The 14,915-nt window shown below is 60.9% G+C and carries 14 protein-coding genes; 6 read left to right on the top strand and 8 right to left on the bottom strand.

Features of this window, described 5'->3' with window-relative positions; translation table 11 throughout:
• A complete protein-coding gene (locus FHT76_RS12025) occupies positions 1 to 957 on the bottom strand; it encodes a LysR substrate-binding domain-containing protein (protein WP_210296590.1) in 957 nt (318 codons plus the stop codon).
• Between the two features lie 201 nt (positions 958 to 1,158).
• Between FHT76_RS12025 and FHT76_RS12020 the strand changes: the two genes are divergently transcribed.
• Entirely contained in the window at positions 1,159 to 1,458 is a 300-nt protein-coding gene (locus FHT76_RS12020; RefSeq protein ID WP_114711580.1) for a DUF1127 domain-containing protein, read from the top strand.
• 86 nt (positions 1,459 to 1,544) lie between these two features.
• Here FHT76_RS12020 and FHT76_RS12015 read toward each other — a convergent pair whose 3' ends face one another.
• The 5 genes from FHT76_RS12015 to FHT76_RS11995 form a co-directional block, all read right to left on the bottom strand.
• The gene (locus FHT76_RS12015) at positions 1,545 to 2,405 is read right to left on the bottom strand and encodes a DUF937 domain-containing protein (protein WP_183860090.1); all 861 of its coding nucleotides are present in this window, start codon (positions 2,403 to 2,405) and stop codon (positions 1,545 to 1,547) included.
• A gap of 86 nt (positions 2,406 to 2,491) precedes the next feature.
• The gene (locus FHT76_RS12010; RefSeq protein ID WP_183860088.1) at positions 2,492 to 3,865 is read right to left on the bottom strand and encodes a glutamate--cysteine ligase; all 1,374 of its coding nucleotides are present in this window, start codon (positions 3,863 to 3,865) and stop codon (positions 2,492 to 2,494) included.
• Between the two features lie 149 nt (positions 3,866 to 4,014).
• Positions 4,015 to 4,752, bottom strand: coding sequence for a 16S rRNA (uracil(1498)-N(3))-methyltransferase (locus FHT76_RS12005; protein WP_183860086.1), 738 nt, complete (start codon positions 4,750 to 4,752; stop codon positions 4,015 to 4,017).
• Positions 4,753 to 4,765: 13 nt separating this feature from the next.
• Entirely contained in the window at positions 4,766 to 6,265 is a 1,500-nt protein-coding gene (locus FHT76_RS12000) for an inorganic phosphate transporter (RefSeq protein ID WP_259126583.1), read from the bottom strand.
• 64 nt (positions 6,266 to 6,329) lie between these two features.
• Positions 6,330 to 6,842: an NUDIX hydrolase gene (locus FHT76_RS11995; RefSeq protein WP_183860082.1), complete on the bottom strand. Its 513-nt coding sequence runs from the start codon at positions 6,840 to 6,842 to the stop codon at positions 6,330 to 6,332.
• A gap of 255 nt (positions 6,843 to 7,097) precedes the next feature.
• On the opposite strand from FHT76_RS11995, the gene FHT76_RS11990 reads away from it, so the two are divergent.
• Both FHT76_RS11990 and FHT76_RS11985 read left to right on the top strand, forming a co-directional pair.
• Positions 7,098 to 7,988, top strand: a complete 891-nt coding sequence (locus FHT76_RS11990) for a LysR substrate-binding domain-containing protein (RefSeq protein ID WP_183860079.1) — start codon at positions 7,098 to 7,100, stop codon at positions 7,986 to 7,988.
• 92 nt (positions 7,989 to 8,080) lie between these two features.
• Positions 8,081 to 9,238: an adenosylhomocysteinase gene (locus FHT76_RS11985; RefSeq protein WP_183860077.1), complete on the top strand. Its 1,158-nt coding sequence runs from the start codon at positions 8,081 to 8,083 to the stop codon at positions 9,236 to 9,238.
• Between the two features lie 30 nt (positions 9,239 to 9,268).
• Here the strand turns inward: FHT76_RS11985 and FHT76_RS11980 are convergent, their stop codons facing one another.
• On the bottom strand, positions 9,269 to 10,267 hold the full coding sequence (locus FHT76_RS11980) for a zinc-dependent alcohol dehydrogenase family protein (protein WP_183860075.1): 999 nt from the start codon (positions 10,265 to 10,267) through the stop codon (positions 9,269 to 9,271).
• Between the two features lie 106 nt (positions 10,268 to 10,373).
• Between FHT76_RS11980 and FHT76_RS11975 the strand changes: the two genes are divergently transcribed.
• Positions 10,374 to 11,225 carry a LysR family transcriptional regulator gene (locus FHT76_RS11975; RefSeq protein WP_183860073.1) on the top strand — a complete coding sequence of 284 codons (852 nt, stop codon included), beginning with the start codon at positions 10,374 to 10,376 and terminating at the stop codon, positions 11,223 to 11,225.
• A 12-nt stretch (positions 11,226 to 11,237) separates the two neighbouring features.
• On the opposite strand, the gene FHT76_RS11970 is transcribed toward FHT76_RS11975, so the two are convergent.
• Positions 11,238 to 12,134 carry a LysR family transcriptional regulator gene (locus FHT76_RS11970; RefSeq protein ID WP_259126586.1) on the bottom strand — a complete coding sequence of 299 codons (897 nt, stop codon included), beginning with the start codon at positions 12,132 to 12,134 and terminating at the stop codon, positions 11,238 to 11,240.
• A 134-nt stretch (positions 12,135 to 12,268) separates the two neighbouring features.
• Here FHT76_RS11970 and FHT76_RS11965 point away from each other — a divergent pair, with 134 nt between their 5' ends.
• Together FHT76_RS11965 and glcE are read left to right on the top strand one after the other, a co-directional pair.
• Complete coding sequence (locus tag FHT76_RS11965; RefSeq protein WP_183860071.1) at positions 12,269 to 13,708, top strand: FAD-linked oxidase C-terminal domain-containing protein; 1,440 nt, start codon at positions 12,269 to 12,271, stop codon at positions 13,706 to 13,708.
• The gene (gene glcE, locus FHT76_RS11960) at positions 13,705 to 14,910 is read left to right on the top strand and encodes a glycolate oxidase subunit GlcE (protein WP_183860069.1); all 1,206 of its coding nucleotides are present in this window, start codon (positions 13,705 to 13,707) and stop codon (positions 14,908 to 14,910) included. The genes FHT76_RS11965 and glcE overlap by 4 nt, the downstream gene beginning before the upstream one ends.
• Positions 14,911 to 14,915 lie beyond the last annotated feature (5 nt).

Below are 14,915 nucleotides of genomic sequence, written 5' to 3'. Positions count from 1 at the left end.
CTACCAGCTCGGAACGACGCTGGCGACCTTGAGGCGGGGCTGGACCCGCCCATAGGCGTTCTTCACATCAGGCTCCAGATTGTCGTCGACGACAGCGGGCGTGATGTTGTCAAGGCAAGCGGTGATATGGGCGGTGATCGCGTTCATGAGCGACAGGGAGACGCCCGGCCGTTTCATGATGCCGATCTGGACCGGGGGGAGGGCAGGGAAGCCATCCGCCTGGCTCAGCACCTTCATCCCCGTGCGCAGCGCCGATTCCGGCATGACGGAAACGGCCATGCCAGCGAGGACCGCGGCTGCAACGACCGTGCACGACCAGCTGGTGAACAGAATTTGATGTTCGCGGCCGACGGCATCGAGTGCTGAGCAGGCAAGCTGACGCCACTGGCAGTCGCGACGCCCGACGGCAAGCGGCACCGGCGCATCGTCACGGATAGGATGGTTCGCCGAGCCGACCCAGCAGAGGGGTTCGGTTCGCACGACGTCCGACATGCGCTCGCGCGGATTATGCGTCACCAGCGCGATATCGAGTTCGCCGCGATGCATGCGCTCGGCGAGGTCCACCGAAGGCTCGCAGACGATATAGAGTTCGACGTTCGGATGCGTCTTGGCGAAGCGGCCAATGATCTCCGGCATGTAGCGGTCGGCATAGTCATCGGGCGTGCCGATGCGCAGCGTACCCTCGAGACGGTTGTCGTCGAAGGCGGCGATCGCCTCGTTGTTGAGGCGGATCATGCGTCGAGCATAGTTCAAGAGCTTTTCGCCCTCGGCGGTCAGGCGGTTGCCGCGACCGTCCTTGATGAAGAGCTGCTTGCCGATGCGCTCTTCAAGCCGTCGCATCTGCATGGAAACGGCCGATTGCGTCTTGTAGACCCTGTCGGCAGCCTTGGTGAAGCTGCCGGAATCCACGATTGCGATGAAAGTCTGCAACTGATCGATATCAAGAGGCGCTGACATGATCTCACCCATAAAGTTCTCTGATGGTAATCATTAGAAACATTCGTTGGACTGATCAATAGGTGTTTGGCATCTTCGGGATGCAAATCAAGCAAAGTGAAGGACAGACATCCTGCCTGTCCGAACCGATTTCAACCGATGCCCTCCCGCTCGACCTCGCGGGAGGGGTGGGTTGTTGCGCGCCTATGAAAGGATCGTCCCATGCGCACGACAGACCGGATACTCGAACTCGACTGCAGCCCGACCTCGCTGACGTTTGCTCAGCGCGTCGCACATGGCTTTGCAACGCTGTCATCCGTACTGCGCGTGTTCCGCAATCGTATGGAGATCAACCGGCTGCACGAGCTCGATGACAATCAATTGAAGGATATCGGCCTTTCAAGGACCGATCTCACTTCCGCGTTCCTGGCGTCCACCTTCTTTGAAGATCCGTCGGAACACCTGACCCGCTCCGCGAGCGTTCGCGGACGTAAGTCGCTCTTCCGGTCCCGAAAGGATTAAGGCCGGCCCAGTTTTTCCCCGCAGGGTGATAGCCAATAGCCCTGCCTCTTGCCCGGTGCCGGCCTCCCAGCCGTCTCCGGGTTTTTTTATGCCTTGGGGGGAGTGGGGGGCGCCTTGGGCATATAGGTCTCGAAGATCGCTTCCATGCTTTTCTGGTAGTTCTTCTGGACCTCGAGTCCGCTATCGAACATGTTGTTCAGCATGTCCATGTAGTTTTCGGTTTCAGCCTTTGCCTGCTCCTTCGGCGCTTCGGCTGGTTTCGGTTCGACCGGCTTTCCGAGCGAGCCCATCATTTCCTGAAACGCCTTTGCAAAAGGATTGTCGAAAAACGGGTTGGTGACGGCCTTTTGGGCCTCTGGCTTTTGCATGCCGAACATCAGCTGCATCGCCTGCGTGAAAGGGTTGTCGAAGATGCTGGGCTCGGGTGCCGCCGCCTGCTTCGGCGCAAAGCCGGTGCTTTCAAGCCATTTCTGAATGCTCTCACCCATCGCCGTGTTGACGAACGGATTGACTGGCGCCGTCATCTGTCCCATCGACTGCTTGAAGAGGCCCCCCATCAGCGTATCGGCCATGACGGGCAGCATCTGCTTGTAGATCTCCTGTCCGATGCCGGTCATCTGGGCCGCCTGCGCCGCGACGGCCCGCGAGACTTCCTTGGAACCGAACAGCTGCGCGAGGATGTTGTTGCCGTCCGAGATCCCTTGCGGCGTAAAGGCCTTGCTCATGTCCTCAAAATATTTGGTGTAGTTCCCGGAGGCGACCGCCTGCATCAATCCCATGAAGTCGTAAGGGTTGCTGGTGCTTCGCTTCAGGCCGGCGGAAAATGCCGGCATGAGCGCCGCAATCGCCTTGGCGGTCTGCTCCTGAGCCAGATTGAACTGCTTGGAGACCGCATCCATCGCCGCGCCGTTCTGGGCCTGCATCATCATGTCGAAGAGTGGCAGCATGGTAATCCCCTTCCCGGTTTCGCAACGCGTAATTGCGTCACTATAGCCGGAAAAAGGAATGCGCAAACCCCTTTTTGTAGAAGGGCTTAGTATTGATATTCTTCGAAGACCGGCTCAACCGAACCGTTCCAGCGGCCGTGATAGAGCGCCAACAGGTCCTCGGCCAACGTCGCCTTCTTGGCCATGACTTCGTCGAGCGGTGCAAGGAAGATGGTTTCGTCCTGGCCTTCCTTGTTGAGCTTGTTGCGCGCCGTTAGACCCGCCTTCGAAACGGCGATCACTTCGCGCGCGGTTTCATAGAGCTCATGCCCGCGGAACTTTGCCTTTAGGCCCTGAGAGGGGACGGCGTCACGCAAGGCGTTGACCTCGTCGAATGTCCAGTCCTTGGTCAGCATATCGGCGTCTTCGAGCGCCGCGTCATCGTAGAGAAGGCCGACCCAGAAGGCCGGCAACCCACAGATGCGCCGCCAAGGCCCGCCATCCGCACCGCGCATCTCGAGGAAGCGCTTCAGGCGCACGTCGGGGAAAAGCGTCGAAAGATGGTTCGTCCAGTCCCCCATGGTCGGCTCCCATGCGGCGACTTCGCCCTTCAGTGCACCGTTCATGAACTGCCGAAAGGTGACGTGGGTACAGTCGTGATAGTGCCCGTCGCGCACGATGAAATACATCGGAACATCGAGGGCCCATTCGACATAGTCATGGAAGCCGAAATCGTCGCGGAACGTGAAGTCCAACAGACCGGAGCGATTGTTGTCGGTGTCGCGCCAGATGTCGCCACGCCAAGAGAGCAAGCCGTTGAGCTTGCCTTCGGTAAAGGGCGATGAGGCAAAGAGGGCGGTTGCCAGAGACTGCAGCTTCATCGAAACGCGCATCTTCTTGCGCATGTCGGCTTCCGAAGAGAAGTCGAGGTTCACCTGGATCGTGCAGGTGCGATACATCATGTCGAGACCCTTGGATCCGACCTTCGGCATGTAGCGGGTCATGATCTCGTAGCGGGATTTCGGCATGACCGGCGTCTCGGCCAGCGTCCACTTGGGGCTGCCGCCGATACCGAGGAAGCGGATGCCCATCGGTTCTGCGATCTCGCGCAGCGTGGCCAGGTGAGTATTCGATTCCTTGCAGGTCTCGTGGATCGTTTCCAGCGGTGCGCCGGAAAGTTCGAACTGGCCGCCTGGCTCGATCGAGATGGCGCCCATTCCCTTCGGTTCGCCAAGGCCGATGATGTTCTCGCCATCCATGATCGGATCCCAGCCTGACTTTTGCTGCAGTCCTTTCAATAGCGCCGAAATGCTGGCCTCGCCGAAGTACGGCACGGGGCTGTTGTCGGCACGAAAGAAGGCGAACTTCTCATGCTCGGTGCCGATGCGGAATTTTTCTTCAGGCTTGCTTCCCGCAGCAAGATAATCGGTCAGCTCCTGAACCGAAGAGAGTGGCGTCTGGTCGGTGGTATCGCGAGCCATTCAAGTCTACCTGCAATGGGAGAGCGCCTGGGAAAACCCGGGCAATTGGAAGGGTGATTAGGACCGCTCCCACGTATGTTGCAAGTGAAATTGTTTCAACGGTCCATCAAAAAAATAGCAGCATATTTCGGCCGCGACCGATCCTAAGGTTAATTCCAGTCGCCAATCGACGCCTGAATGACCGCCATGGCAGCCACCGCCGCCGTATCCGCCCTGAGGATCCGCGGCCCGAGCGGGATCGCGGTGACGAAATCGAGGCTGCGCAGTCGCGCGCGTTCCTCCTCGGAAAAGCCGCCCTCCGGGCCGACGAGGAGCGCCAGCTTTCGCTCGCTGACTTTGGACAGGAGTGGAAGTGGGTTCTGCCCTGCATCGCCTTCGTCGCAATAGACGATGCGGCGATCGCTCGGCCAAGTATCCAAGAGGTCGAACAACCTCACCGGCTCGGCAACTTCAGGGATAGCAAGAATGCCGCATTGCTCCGCAGCCTCGATGACGTTTGCCCGCAGCTTGTCGAGATTGGTGATCTTACCTTGCACATGCTGGGTCAGCACGGGCCGCAACACGCCGGCACCCATCTCGACCGCCTTCTGCACCAGATAATCCAACCGGCCGACTTTCAGCGGCGCGAAGAGATAGTGCAGGTCGGAAGGGACCGGTTGTGGTCGCGTCTGCTCCTCGGGGATCATTACAATCCGCTTCCGCGACGGAAAGGTCAGGCGCGCCTTCCACTCGCCGTCGCGACCGTTGAAAACGAGCAACTCGGCGCCTTCGGCCATCCGCAGCACGTTGGCGAGATAGTTGAATTGATCTGCCGTTGCCTCCACCGTCGCTCCGGCAGCAAGAGGGGCATCTACGAACAACCGTTGCATCCGGAAATTGGCGCGCATCGAAAGGTCCTGCTCAAACAAAGAGCGCGAACATAACCCAATAGATCATGGCTGCAAGCGCTGCGGAGGCCGGAACGGTGATGATCCAGGCAGCGATGATCGTCATGAAATGCGAACGGCGAACGAGATAGCGACGGCGAACCTCATGTGTGTTCGGATCTTCGGGCTCGTCGGTCGCGAAGCTTTCGGCCTTCCGGCGCATGTATGCGATGCGGCGCTTCGAATGCCGGGTGTACCACTCGCGGAAGAAGCCGACGCCGAACACGGAGCCGACCGCGATATGCGTCGTGCTGACGGGCATACCGAGCCATGAGGCGACGATAACGGTGAAGGCCGTCGACAGCGCCACGCAATAGGCCCGCATGGGGTTGAGCTTGGTGATCTGCTCACCGACCAGACGGATCAGGCGCGGCCCGAAGAGCAACAGACCGATGGAGATGCCGAGAGCGCCAATCAGAAGCACCCAGATCGGCGGCTTCCCATGCGTACCCTCAGGGGACGCACCGACCGCGCGCACGATTGCTGATAGCGGGCCGACGGCGTTCGACACATCGTTGGCACCATGCGCAAAGGAGAGCAAGGCGGCCGAGCCAATCAAGGGGATTTGGAAAAGGACGCGCAGCGAGCTGTTGCGGTTTTCAAGCCCAACCGACTGTCTGCGGACGAACGATCGTGCTGCGAGCCACCCGACGATCCCGGCGCCGAACCCGAAAAGGATGATGGTGAGCGGGGTGAACTCATTGGTCGCTTCGAGCTGCAGGGCCATGTACGACGTGAAGCCACCGATCATCATGGCAATCAGCACCGGCACCCAACTCCGCGCCGCCGCGATCTTGTCATCGCGGTAGATAATAAGGGTTTTCACCATAAAGAGCAGGCCGGCTGCTATCACCCCTCCGAGCAGAGGGGACGTCACCCAGGCCGAGGTGATCTCGATCATCACCCGCCAGTTCACTGGCGCCGGACCGACCGCGCCGACGCCGGCTCCAATCACCGCGCCGACGATCGCATGCGTGGTCGAGACCGGTGCATTCATCCAGGTCGCAAGGTTGATCCACAAGGCGGCGGCCATTAGTGCCGCCATCATGATCCAGCCAAGCGTCCCCGGAGGCACCTGCACAGTATCGACGATGCTTGAAGAGATGGTCTTGACGACCTCGCCGCCGGCAATTGTCGCTCCAAGAATCTCGAAGATGGCGGCGATGACGAGCGCTTGCGCCATCGTCATCGCACGCGCGCCCACCGCTGCGCCGACGTTGTTGGTGACGTCGTTCGCGCCGATGTTCATGGCCATGTAAGCGGCGAGCGCCGCGGCGGCGATTACGAGGACGGCGCCGGGCCGGTCAAAGACATAGACGCCGGCAAAAAGCATCGCGAGCCCGAGAAAGACCAGCGCGATGCCTGGTGCCACCAGCTTTCGCAACACGAACTTCGTGGCGTCCTCGACATGCGTAAGCTTGTCGAGATCCTTGTCGAGCGTTCGTTTCGTGAGGACGGCTGGTCGTTCGGGCATGCTATTCCTTGGCGTTCATTCCTGCTTTAACGTTGCCAAGTTTAGCAGTGCAAGATGGCAGTATTCACTCCGCCGGAATTTGTTTTGGCACACTTGCCGCGAATTGGTCCTGCATGCGGCGCTTGAAAAGCAGAAAGATCTCCCGAAGCTCCGGTTCGTGGACGCACGTCGCGGCTTCGTCGCAGGAAACCCACTCGGTCTTGCGCTCGCCTTTCTCTTTGAAATTCTTGGCGATGCTAGCGACTTCGAGGGCGTAGACCTGAACCCTGCAGGTTACGCTGAGGCCGTTCTTCAAGACCTTGGGATAGGAATAGGTACCGAGGATTTCACTCTCGACCGTCCCGCGCACGCCGGCTTCCTCATAGGCCTCGCGGGCCGCGACCTCGTAGGCGGTACGTCCGTCCATCGGCCAGCCTTTGGGGATGACCCAGCGGCCAGTGTCGCGGCTCGTTAGCAGCAGCACCTCGATCTCGCCTGTCTTCTTCTTCACCCGATAGCAAAGCGCAGCATATTGTTGACGCGGTGGGCGTCTGAACATCAGCTGTACGTCAGAAGCGAGACGGGCGAGGAGAGTCAACGGTCGGGTCACCTTTTATTTTAGTTCCTTCGATCAGCTATATTAGTATCCAATGGAAAGCTTGCGCGATCCATACGTCTTTCAAGTTTTCCAGCGGGATTTGATACTTATCAATAAGGCAGCTTCCGCTTCGCTACGGTTCGGAAAATCCGCCAAATACTATCCTGATTCCGCCATTGCACAGGTGTTCAATGTGCACCCGTCTTGCATTCGGATCAACGACGGGGTCATGTCATACACTGTTATGTCAATACTATGGTAACCATGCGTCTTCCTCCTCTAAAAGCAGTCCGTGCCTTCGAAGCCGTTTGCCGTCACGGAAGCATTCTCGGCGCTGCCGCCGAGCTTGGGGTGGTCCGGGGCGCGGTGCGCCAGCAGATCTCAATTCTGGAAAACTACTTCGGCGAGAAACTATTCGAACGCGACGGGAGAAAATTGGCTGCAACCACGAAAGCTGTACAGTTCGCGGAGGCCTCCAATGCCGCACTTGCGACGCTGGAACGCGCCGCTGCAGATTTTGTCGGTGCGGGGCATCGCCGCATCCGCTTGGGCGTACCTTCCGCCTTTGCCATATGGTGGCTGATGCCACGGCTTGCAAACATGCAGGATGCGCTTGGCGTCGTCGAGGTCGATATCGTGCCGATGACGGTCGTCGAGCCGTTGGCGCTGCATCCTGAACTCGATGCGGTCATTATGGGCGCCGAATACCGGCCGGCGGTAGGAGTGACGGCGGTCAAGTTTATGGAGGACGAATTTGGGCCCATCGCGACGCCCGATCTTGCAGACCGGATCGCGAGAGATCCTCGGCTGATGGCGGAGGTCACGGCTCTTTTCAGCCGCACTGCGCCAACCCTTTGGCAGGAGTGGTTTGCCGAGAGCGGTACACTGGCAGTGACGTTTCGGCGCAAGCAGGAGTTTGAAGATCTGCTTCTGGCAATCGGGGCGGCCCGATCAGGAATCGGTGTCGTTCTCGCGCCACGCGCAGCCATCGAGGATGATTTGCAGCGCAAAGTGCTTGCGGCACCCTACGGCTTCGTTCGCCGATCGGCCGGCTATAGCCTGTCGTGTCGCGACGCTGACACGAAGAAGCCTGCATTCTCCGCACTTCGAGATTGGTTGGTCCGGTTGGGCGCGGCAACCCAATAGGCAGATTTTCTGCCCTATTGCGAAGAATTATCTCCATGGCCGAAAAGCGTGGCCGGGTCTAACACTGCATTAGCAGCAGAAGGACACGGAATATGCAGAGAGACGCAACCCGCATCGAATGGATCGGCAACAGCTGCCGATTGCTCAAGGCAACGGCGGCGGAATTCGAGAAAACCCAACCGTTCGCCGGTCTGACCATCGGCACCGGCATCCATCTGGAGCCGAAGACCGTAGCGCTGCTGATGACACTCAAGGCCGGTGGCGCACGGCTCGTCTGCACCGGAAACCTGAACAGCACGCAGCCTTCGACCGTCGAGTTTCTTCGTTCGCAAGAGATCACCGTGTTTGCGACCCAGACGACGGACCCGGTCGCGCATCACAAGAGCCTCGAGGCGGTTGTTGCGGAAAGGCCGGATCTGCTGCTCGACAACGGCGGCGACCTTTTTGCGATCGCGGCCGAGGCTCCTTACGCTGGCCTTCTCGGGGGGACGGAGGAGACGACGTCCGGCCGCACACGTCTGCTGCCGATGCGGGAAAAATTGAATATGCCGATCCTGGTCATCAACGACAGCCCGATCAAGCAGTTCGCCGAAAACAAGCATGCCGTCGGCCAGAGCCTGTTCGAAAGCTACATGCGCTTCACCAATCGCTCGACCAACGGCAAGCGTGTGACGGTTTTCGGCTATGGCGCCTGCGGCAAAGGCACTGCAGCCTGCTTCCGCAATGCGTTTTCAACCGTCAGCGTCGTTGATATCGATCCAGTGACTGCGCTAGAGGCGCACCTCGACGGCTTCTCCACGCCGCTGCGCAACGAGGCGATTGCCTCAGCCGACGTGCTTGTCACCGTTACCGGCTTTCCCGCGATCGTCACCGCCGCCGACCTCCCGCTGATCAAGGATGGCGCGATCCTGATGAATGGTGGACATTTTCCGCATGAGATCGATGTTGCGGCGTTTCGACAGCACCCCGAAGTCGTCCGGATCGATCGCTACGAGGCGGACCATATCGAGACCTTGCACCTGAGGGATGGCCGCTCTTTCCATATTCTTGGCGGCGGGCATATGGCAAACCTTGCCGGCCCCCGGCCGCTCGGCAATTCCGTCGAATCGATGGATCTTGGTTTTACGCTGCAGGCGCGCTGCCTTGAGCGTGTCGCCAGGCGCGAAGTCGGCGCCGAGAGCTGCATCGTCCCGGTGCCGAGGGATATCGACGCGATGGTGGCAAGCGCCTATCTCGATCTGGCGCGTTAAGGAGAGGGCGCGGCGCGCGCCCTTCAAACTTTAGGCGATCTCAACCACCAGCTTGCCGTTTGCCTGACGGCTTTCGATTAGAGCATGGGCTTCCGCGACATCGGAAAGTCCGAAGCGACGCGCGTCCAGCCTTGGCATCAGCTTTCCGGCCTCGACGAGTTTGCCGACCTCACGCAGGATCTTGCCGTGGTGGCTTCGACCTTCGCCGGTCAGAAGCGGCAGCAGCGTAAACACTCCCGAATAGGTTGCCGCTTTGAACGACAGCGGGGCAAGCGCGTGTGTTCCCCATCCGAGCGCGCTGACGACGTGACCGAAGCGGCCGATCGCCTGGAAGGCAGTGTCAAGGCTGGCGCCGCCGACCGTATCGTAGACGATGTCGAAGCCTTTGCCCCCCGCGTGATTGACGACATAGTCCGTCACGGTCTCCACCCGGTAGTCGATCGGCGTTGCTCCGAGGCTTCCGAGGTAGTCAGCCTTGGCGGCACCGTCGACGGCAAATACATCGGCACCTACGGCTTTTGCGATCTGTACGGCAATGTGCCCGACGCCGCCGCCGGCGCCGAGGACAAGAACCTGCTGACCATCGCGGACATTGGTGCGATCGACCAGGCCCTCCCAGGCGGTAATGGCGATCAGCGGCAGCGCTGCTGCCTCCCGCATCGAGAGATTGTGGGGCTTCGGCGCGAGCAGCCTGGCGTCAACCGCCGCGAATTCAGCCAGCGAGCCTTGGATGCCGCCGACGCCACCGGTCATGCCGTAAACCTCGTCGCCACGGCGGAACTCGGTGACGCCGGGACCTACCTGCTCGACGACTCCGGCCAGATCAATGCCAAGAACGGCGGGAAACGGATGCCGCGCATGGGCGGCATTGCCGGCACGGATCTTGGTGTCCAAAGGATTGACGCCGCTCGCCTTGATCCGAACCAAAATCTCACCCTCGCGTGGCGTCGGTTCGGCGATCTCGACCAAGCGGAAATCGGCGTTCGGCGCGTCGATCAGGAGCGCCTTCATCGTTGTGGACTGAGACATGCAACTCTCCGTTCGTTTGAATTGCCCGGAGAATGCGCCGTTGATGTGCGAATGGAAATGAAAGAGAATGCACGATGTCCATGCATTTTTGTTTGGGAGCCGGATAGTGGAATGGAGCGATCTCAAGCTGTTCCTGGCGATCGCCCGCCATGGAACTCTCGGCGCTGCCGCCCGCAGCCTCGGCCTGACGCAGCCGACGATGGGGCGTCGCCTTCGCGCTCTGGAAGTTTCGCTCGGCCAGACGCTGTTTCAGCGGACAGCCGACGGCTTTGTGCTGACGGACGAGGGCACGGCCGTCTTCACGCACGCCGAACGGATGGAAGAGGAAGCGCTGGCTCTCGAACGTGAACTCGCCGGACAAAGCCGGCAGTTGAGCGGCTTCCTACGCCTGTCGTCGTCGGAGTGGTTCGGTGCACATGTGCTTGCGCCGGTGCTTGCGGAATTCTCGCTGCGCCATCCGAAGATCGTCGTCGAATTGCTGACCGATAGCCGCCTGCTCAGCCTCTCCCGCCGCGAGGCGGACGTCGTCGTTCGGATCGCGCCCTTCACCGAGCCTGATGTAATATCGCGCAAGCTGCTGCATATCGAGTACCAGCTCTATACGCGCCGGGGCGCAGAGCATCCGAAGGCAGGGGATGGCGCAGGCGCGCGCCTGGTCACGATGGACGAAGCCTTCGGCGGCATGCCCGATGTCATGTGGCTGGCGCGCGTCCTGCCAAAGGCCGAGATCGCCATGCGCAGCAACAACCGCGATGTGCAGGCGACGCTGTGCAGGAATGGCGCGGGGCTCGCCGTCCTGCCGCGCCCCCTCGGCGATGCGATCGCTGACATCGAGCCGGTCGATCTCGGCGAAGCCCCGCCTGGGCGCGACACCTGGATCGGTTATCACCGGGACATGAAACGGCAGGCCCGCCTGCGGGCGCTCCTCGATCTCGTCATCGAGAGGCTGGCGAGTTGACCAGTGAAAGCTCTAGCGTTCCCAATAGGGGACCGGGCCGTAGACCTCGGCGAGATAGTCGATGAACAGCCGCACCTTGGCCGGCAGGAACTGGCGGCTTGGGTAGATTGCCGACAGCGTCACGCTGCGCGACCCCTCATAGGCAGGGAGAATGTGCACCAGCCGACCATCCTTCAACTCGCGGCTGATGTCCCAAGTGGAGCGCAGCGCAATGCCGAGCCCAGATATCACGGCCTCACGCACGACCTCGCTGGAGTTCGTCACAAGCATCCCTTCCGGCCGGAGTGAAAGCGGGCCCTCAGGCCCTTCCAGTCGCCAGGCATCGTTGTTGTGAGCAGGCAGACAGCGGTGCTGCTTCAGGTCTTCGATCGTTTCCGGCGTGCCGTTGGCGGAAAGATAATCGGGGGAGGCGCAAAGCAGGCGCCTGACCGGCGCGAGTCGCCGCGCGACGAGGCTCGAATCCGTCAGTTCCGCAATCCGGATAGCAAGGTCAAAGCCTTCACCGACGATGTCGGTGAACTCGTCGCTGAGCACGAGATTGATCGCAACCCCGGGATGCATGTCCATGAAGGACTTCAGGTGTGGGGCGACATGCGTGCGCCCGAAGGAGGTCGGCGCCGTCACCTTCAGCGTCCCCTGCATCTGCGCCGAGCGCCCGGAGATATAGTATTCGGCCTCCTCGATCCCGGCGAGAATGCCGAGGACGCGATCGTAAAAGCCCTGGCCAGCTTCCGTCAGCGAGATTTGCCGCGTCGTGCGCTGCAAAAGCCGCGTGCCCAGCCGATCTTCCAGCCGTTTGATGCGTTTGGAGACTACGGCCGGTGAGAAACCGAGCGCCCTGCCGGCCAGCGACATGCTCCCGGTCGAAACGACTTTTGCGAAAATTTCAAGGTCACCCAGATTGGTCATACGCTTAGATTGTTTGTCCTTTTGGAATAAGTGCTTAGCATTTGCGCCATAATCGGGAAAGTGTTAAGCCCGTTCGAGCCGGCAGCGCGGAGGATGCGCCGGGTTTTCGCTGCCGCCGGCGAAGGGAGGGAGCCATGTCCGACACCATTTCGTTTCTCGCCCCGCGTGCCGACGTGCTTGCTCGCCGCCGGCAGATTGTTGCCGATCTCATCGACCTGCTGCCGCCGGAATGCTTGGTTCATGAGGCGCGCGAACTGATGCCGTTCGAGACCGATGCCTTCGTTTCCTACCGCCGCATGCCGCTTGCTGTTGCCTTGCCGCGGACAACCGCGGAGGTGGCCGCCGTGATGAAATACTGTCACCGCTACGGTGTCCCGGTGGTGCCGCGTGGTGCGGGAACCTCGCTGTCGGGCGGCGCGATCCCGCAGGAGGATGCGGTCGTCGTCTGCGTCTCAAAGATGAACCGCATCCTCGATATCGATCTTCCCAATCGCGTGGCGGTTGTCGAAGCCGGCGTGACCAATCTGAATATCTCGGAATCCGTCTCGGTGGATGGTTTCTTCTATGCGCCCGATCCCAGCTCGCAGCTGGCCTGCACGATCGGCGGCAATATCGGCATGAATTCGGGCGGCGCGCACTGTCTGAAATACGGGGTTACGACCAATAACCTGCTCGGCGTCAAGATGGTGATGACTGACGGCACTGTCATCGATCTCGGTGGCAAGGCGTTAGATGCGGCAGGCTACGATCTGCTCGGCCTCGTCTGCGGACACGAGGGCCAGCTGGGGATCGTCACCGAAGCGACGGTCCGCCTGATTGCCAAGCCCGAGGGCGCGCGGCCGGTCCTGTTCGGCTTCGATACCTCAGAAGAGGCAGGGTCCTGCGTCGCTGACATCATTGCGTCAGGCATCATTCCGGTTGCCATCGAATTCATGGACAAGCCGGCGATCGAAATCTGTGAAGCCTTTGCCAAGGCCGGCTACCCCCTGGATGTCGGCGCGCTGTTGATCGTGGAGGTCGAGGGATCGGAAGCGGAAATGGACGACATGCTGAAGAGCATCGTCGAAATCGCCCACAGGCATGGCGTGAAGACCGTCCGCGAATGCCAGTCGGCAACCGAGGCGGCGCTGATCTGGAAGGGCCGGAAGTCGGCCTTCGGCGCCACCGGGCGCATCGCCGATTATATCTGCATGGACGGCACCGTGCCGCTCAGCCAGCTTTCCTACGTGCTGAAGAAAACCTCTGAAATCATCGATCGCCATGGGCTTCGCGTCGCCAACGTGTTCCATGCCGGTGATGGCAACATGCACCCCCTGATCCTCTTCAATGCCAACGATCCGGACGACGCCGCACGTGCGGAAGCCGCGGGCATGGAAATCCTGAAGCTGTGTGTCGATGCCGGCGGCTGCCTGACGGGCGAACATGGCGTCGGCATCGAAAAGCGAGACCTGATGCGCCATCAATATTCCGAGGCGGACCTGGCGCAGCAGATGGCGGCACGCGCCGCTTTCGATCCGGCCTGGCTCCTGAACCCGTCCAAGGTCTTCCCGCTCGAGGGACGTCCGGCCGCATGATCGATCTATTGCCTATGACGGATGACGAGGCTGCGGCAATCGTCCGCAGCCATGCACAGGCAGGCAAGCCGCTGGCGATCTGCGGCGGCAACACCCGTTCCGGTTTCGGAAATGCAGTCGCGGCGGAAAGTCGGTTGCGTTCGTCCAACCTGAGCGGCATCACGGCTTATAATCCCGGCGAGATGGTTTTGACTGCACGATCTGGAACGCCAATGTCCGAGATCGAAGCCGCACTCGCTGAGAACGGCCAGATGATGGCCTTCGAACCGATGGATCATCGGCCGGTCATGGGTACATCGGGCGAGCCGACCATCGGCGGCGTTTTTGCCGCCAACGTTTCGGGGCCGCGCCGTTTTGTGGCCGGGGCCGCACGCGACAGCCTGCTTGGCGTGAGCTTCATCAATGGCAAGGGCGAACTGATCAAGGCGGGCGGCCGCGTGATGAAGAACGTGACCGGACTGGATCTCGTCAAGCTGATGGCCGGCTCGCATGGAACGCTGGGGTTGCTGACGGAAGTGACCTTCCGCGTGCCGCCGCGACCGCGAACTGAAGCGACGATTGTCGTTTCCGGCCTCAACGATGCCGAAGCCGCCAACGCCATGGCGGCGGCGATGGCCTCGCCAGTCGAAGTCTCCGGCGCCGCGCATCTGCCGATGACCGTATCCTGGAAATTTCTCGACAGTACGCTTTCGGGAGGCGAGGCGACCTGTCTGCGCATTGAAGGCCTGCCTGGCTCCGTTGAAGCCCGCGCAGCCAAGCTCGTTGCGGCCATGCAAGCGTTCGGATCGGTCACGCGGTTGGAGCAAAACGAGAGCGTACGCCTTTGGAAAGACATCCGGGATGCCGCCCCTTATGCTGACGGCACGATGCGGCCCGTTTGGCGGGTTTCTGTCGCGCCAACCATCGGCCATCAGCTGGTCGCGGCCCTCCGCCTCGAAGCCGGCGTCGACGCATTCTACGACTGGCAGGGCGGGCTGATCTGGATGCGGATGGAGGCGGATGCCGATGCGGATCTCCTGCGCCGTTTCATCAAGGCGCTGGGCGGTGGCCACGCCACGCTGATGCGGGCGCCCGAACCAATGCGGGCATTGACGGCCGCCTTTCAGCCGCAGCAGGAGGCGGTGGCCTTGCTCTCGCAGCGACTGAAACTGAAATTCGATCCCGCCGGCATCTTCAATCCCGGGAAGATGGCAGGAGCCTGAAGGCA

Source organism: Rhizobium sp. BK176 (assembly GCF_024808055.1).
This window is presented reverse-complemented; position numbering and strand designations above follow the sequence as displayed.

What these genes read in the sequence shown, in the direction of transcription:
- FHT76_RS12025 (WP_210296590.1), bottom strand. Translation starts at nt 957, where the DNA reads ATGTCAGCGCCTCTTGATATCGATCAGTTGCAGACTTTCATCGCAATC.
- FHT76_RS12020 (WP_114711580.1), top strand. Translation starts at nt 1,159, where the DNA reads ATGCGCACGACAGACCGGATACTCGAACTCGACTGCAGCCCGACCTCG.
- FHT76_RS12015 (WP_183860090.1), bottom strand. Translation starts at nt 2,405, where the DNA reads ATGCTGCCACTCTTCGACATGATGATGCAGGCCCAGAACGGCGCGGCG.
- FHT76_RS12010 (WP_183860088.1), bottom strand. Translation starts at nt 3,865, where the DNA reads ATGGCTCGCGATACCACCGACCAGACGCCACTCTCTTCGGTTCAGGAG.
- FHT76_RS12005 (WP_183860086.1), bottom strand. Translation starts at nt 4,752, where the DNA reads ATGCGCGCCAATTTCCGGATGCAACGGTTGTTCGTAGATGCCCCTCTT.
- FHT76_RS12000 (WP_259126583.1), bottom strand. Translation starts at nt 6,265, where the DNA reads ATGCCCGAACGACCAGCCGTCCTCACGAAACGAACGCTCGACAAGGAT.
- FHT76_RS11990 (WP_183860079.1), top strand. Translation starts at nt 7,098, where the DNA reads ATGGTAACCATGCGTCTTCCTCCTCTAAAAGCAGTCCGTGCCTTCGAA.
- FHT76_RS11985 (WP_183860077.1), top strand. Translation starts at nt 8,081, where the DNA reads ATGCAGAGAGACGCAACCCGCATCGAATGGATCGGCAACAGCTGCCGA.
- FHT76_RS11980 (WP_183860075.1), bottom strand. Translation starts at nt 10,267, where the DNA reads ATGTCTCAGTCCACAACGATGAAGGCGCTCCTGATCGACGCGCCGAAC.
- FHT76_RS11970 (WP_259126586.1), bottom strand. Translation starts at nt 12,134, where the DNA reads ATGACCAATCTGGGTGACCTTGAAATTTTCGCAAAAGTCGTTTCGACC.
- FHT76_RS11965 (WP_183860071.1), top strand. Translation starts at nt 12,269, where the DNA reads ATGTCCGACACCATTTCGTTTCTCGCCCCGCGTGCCGACGTGCTTGCT.
- glcE (WP_183860069.1), top strand. Translation starts at nt 13,705, where the DNA reads ATGATCGATCTATTGCCTATGACGGATGACGAGGCTGCGGCAATCGTC.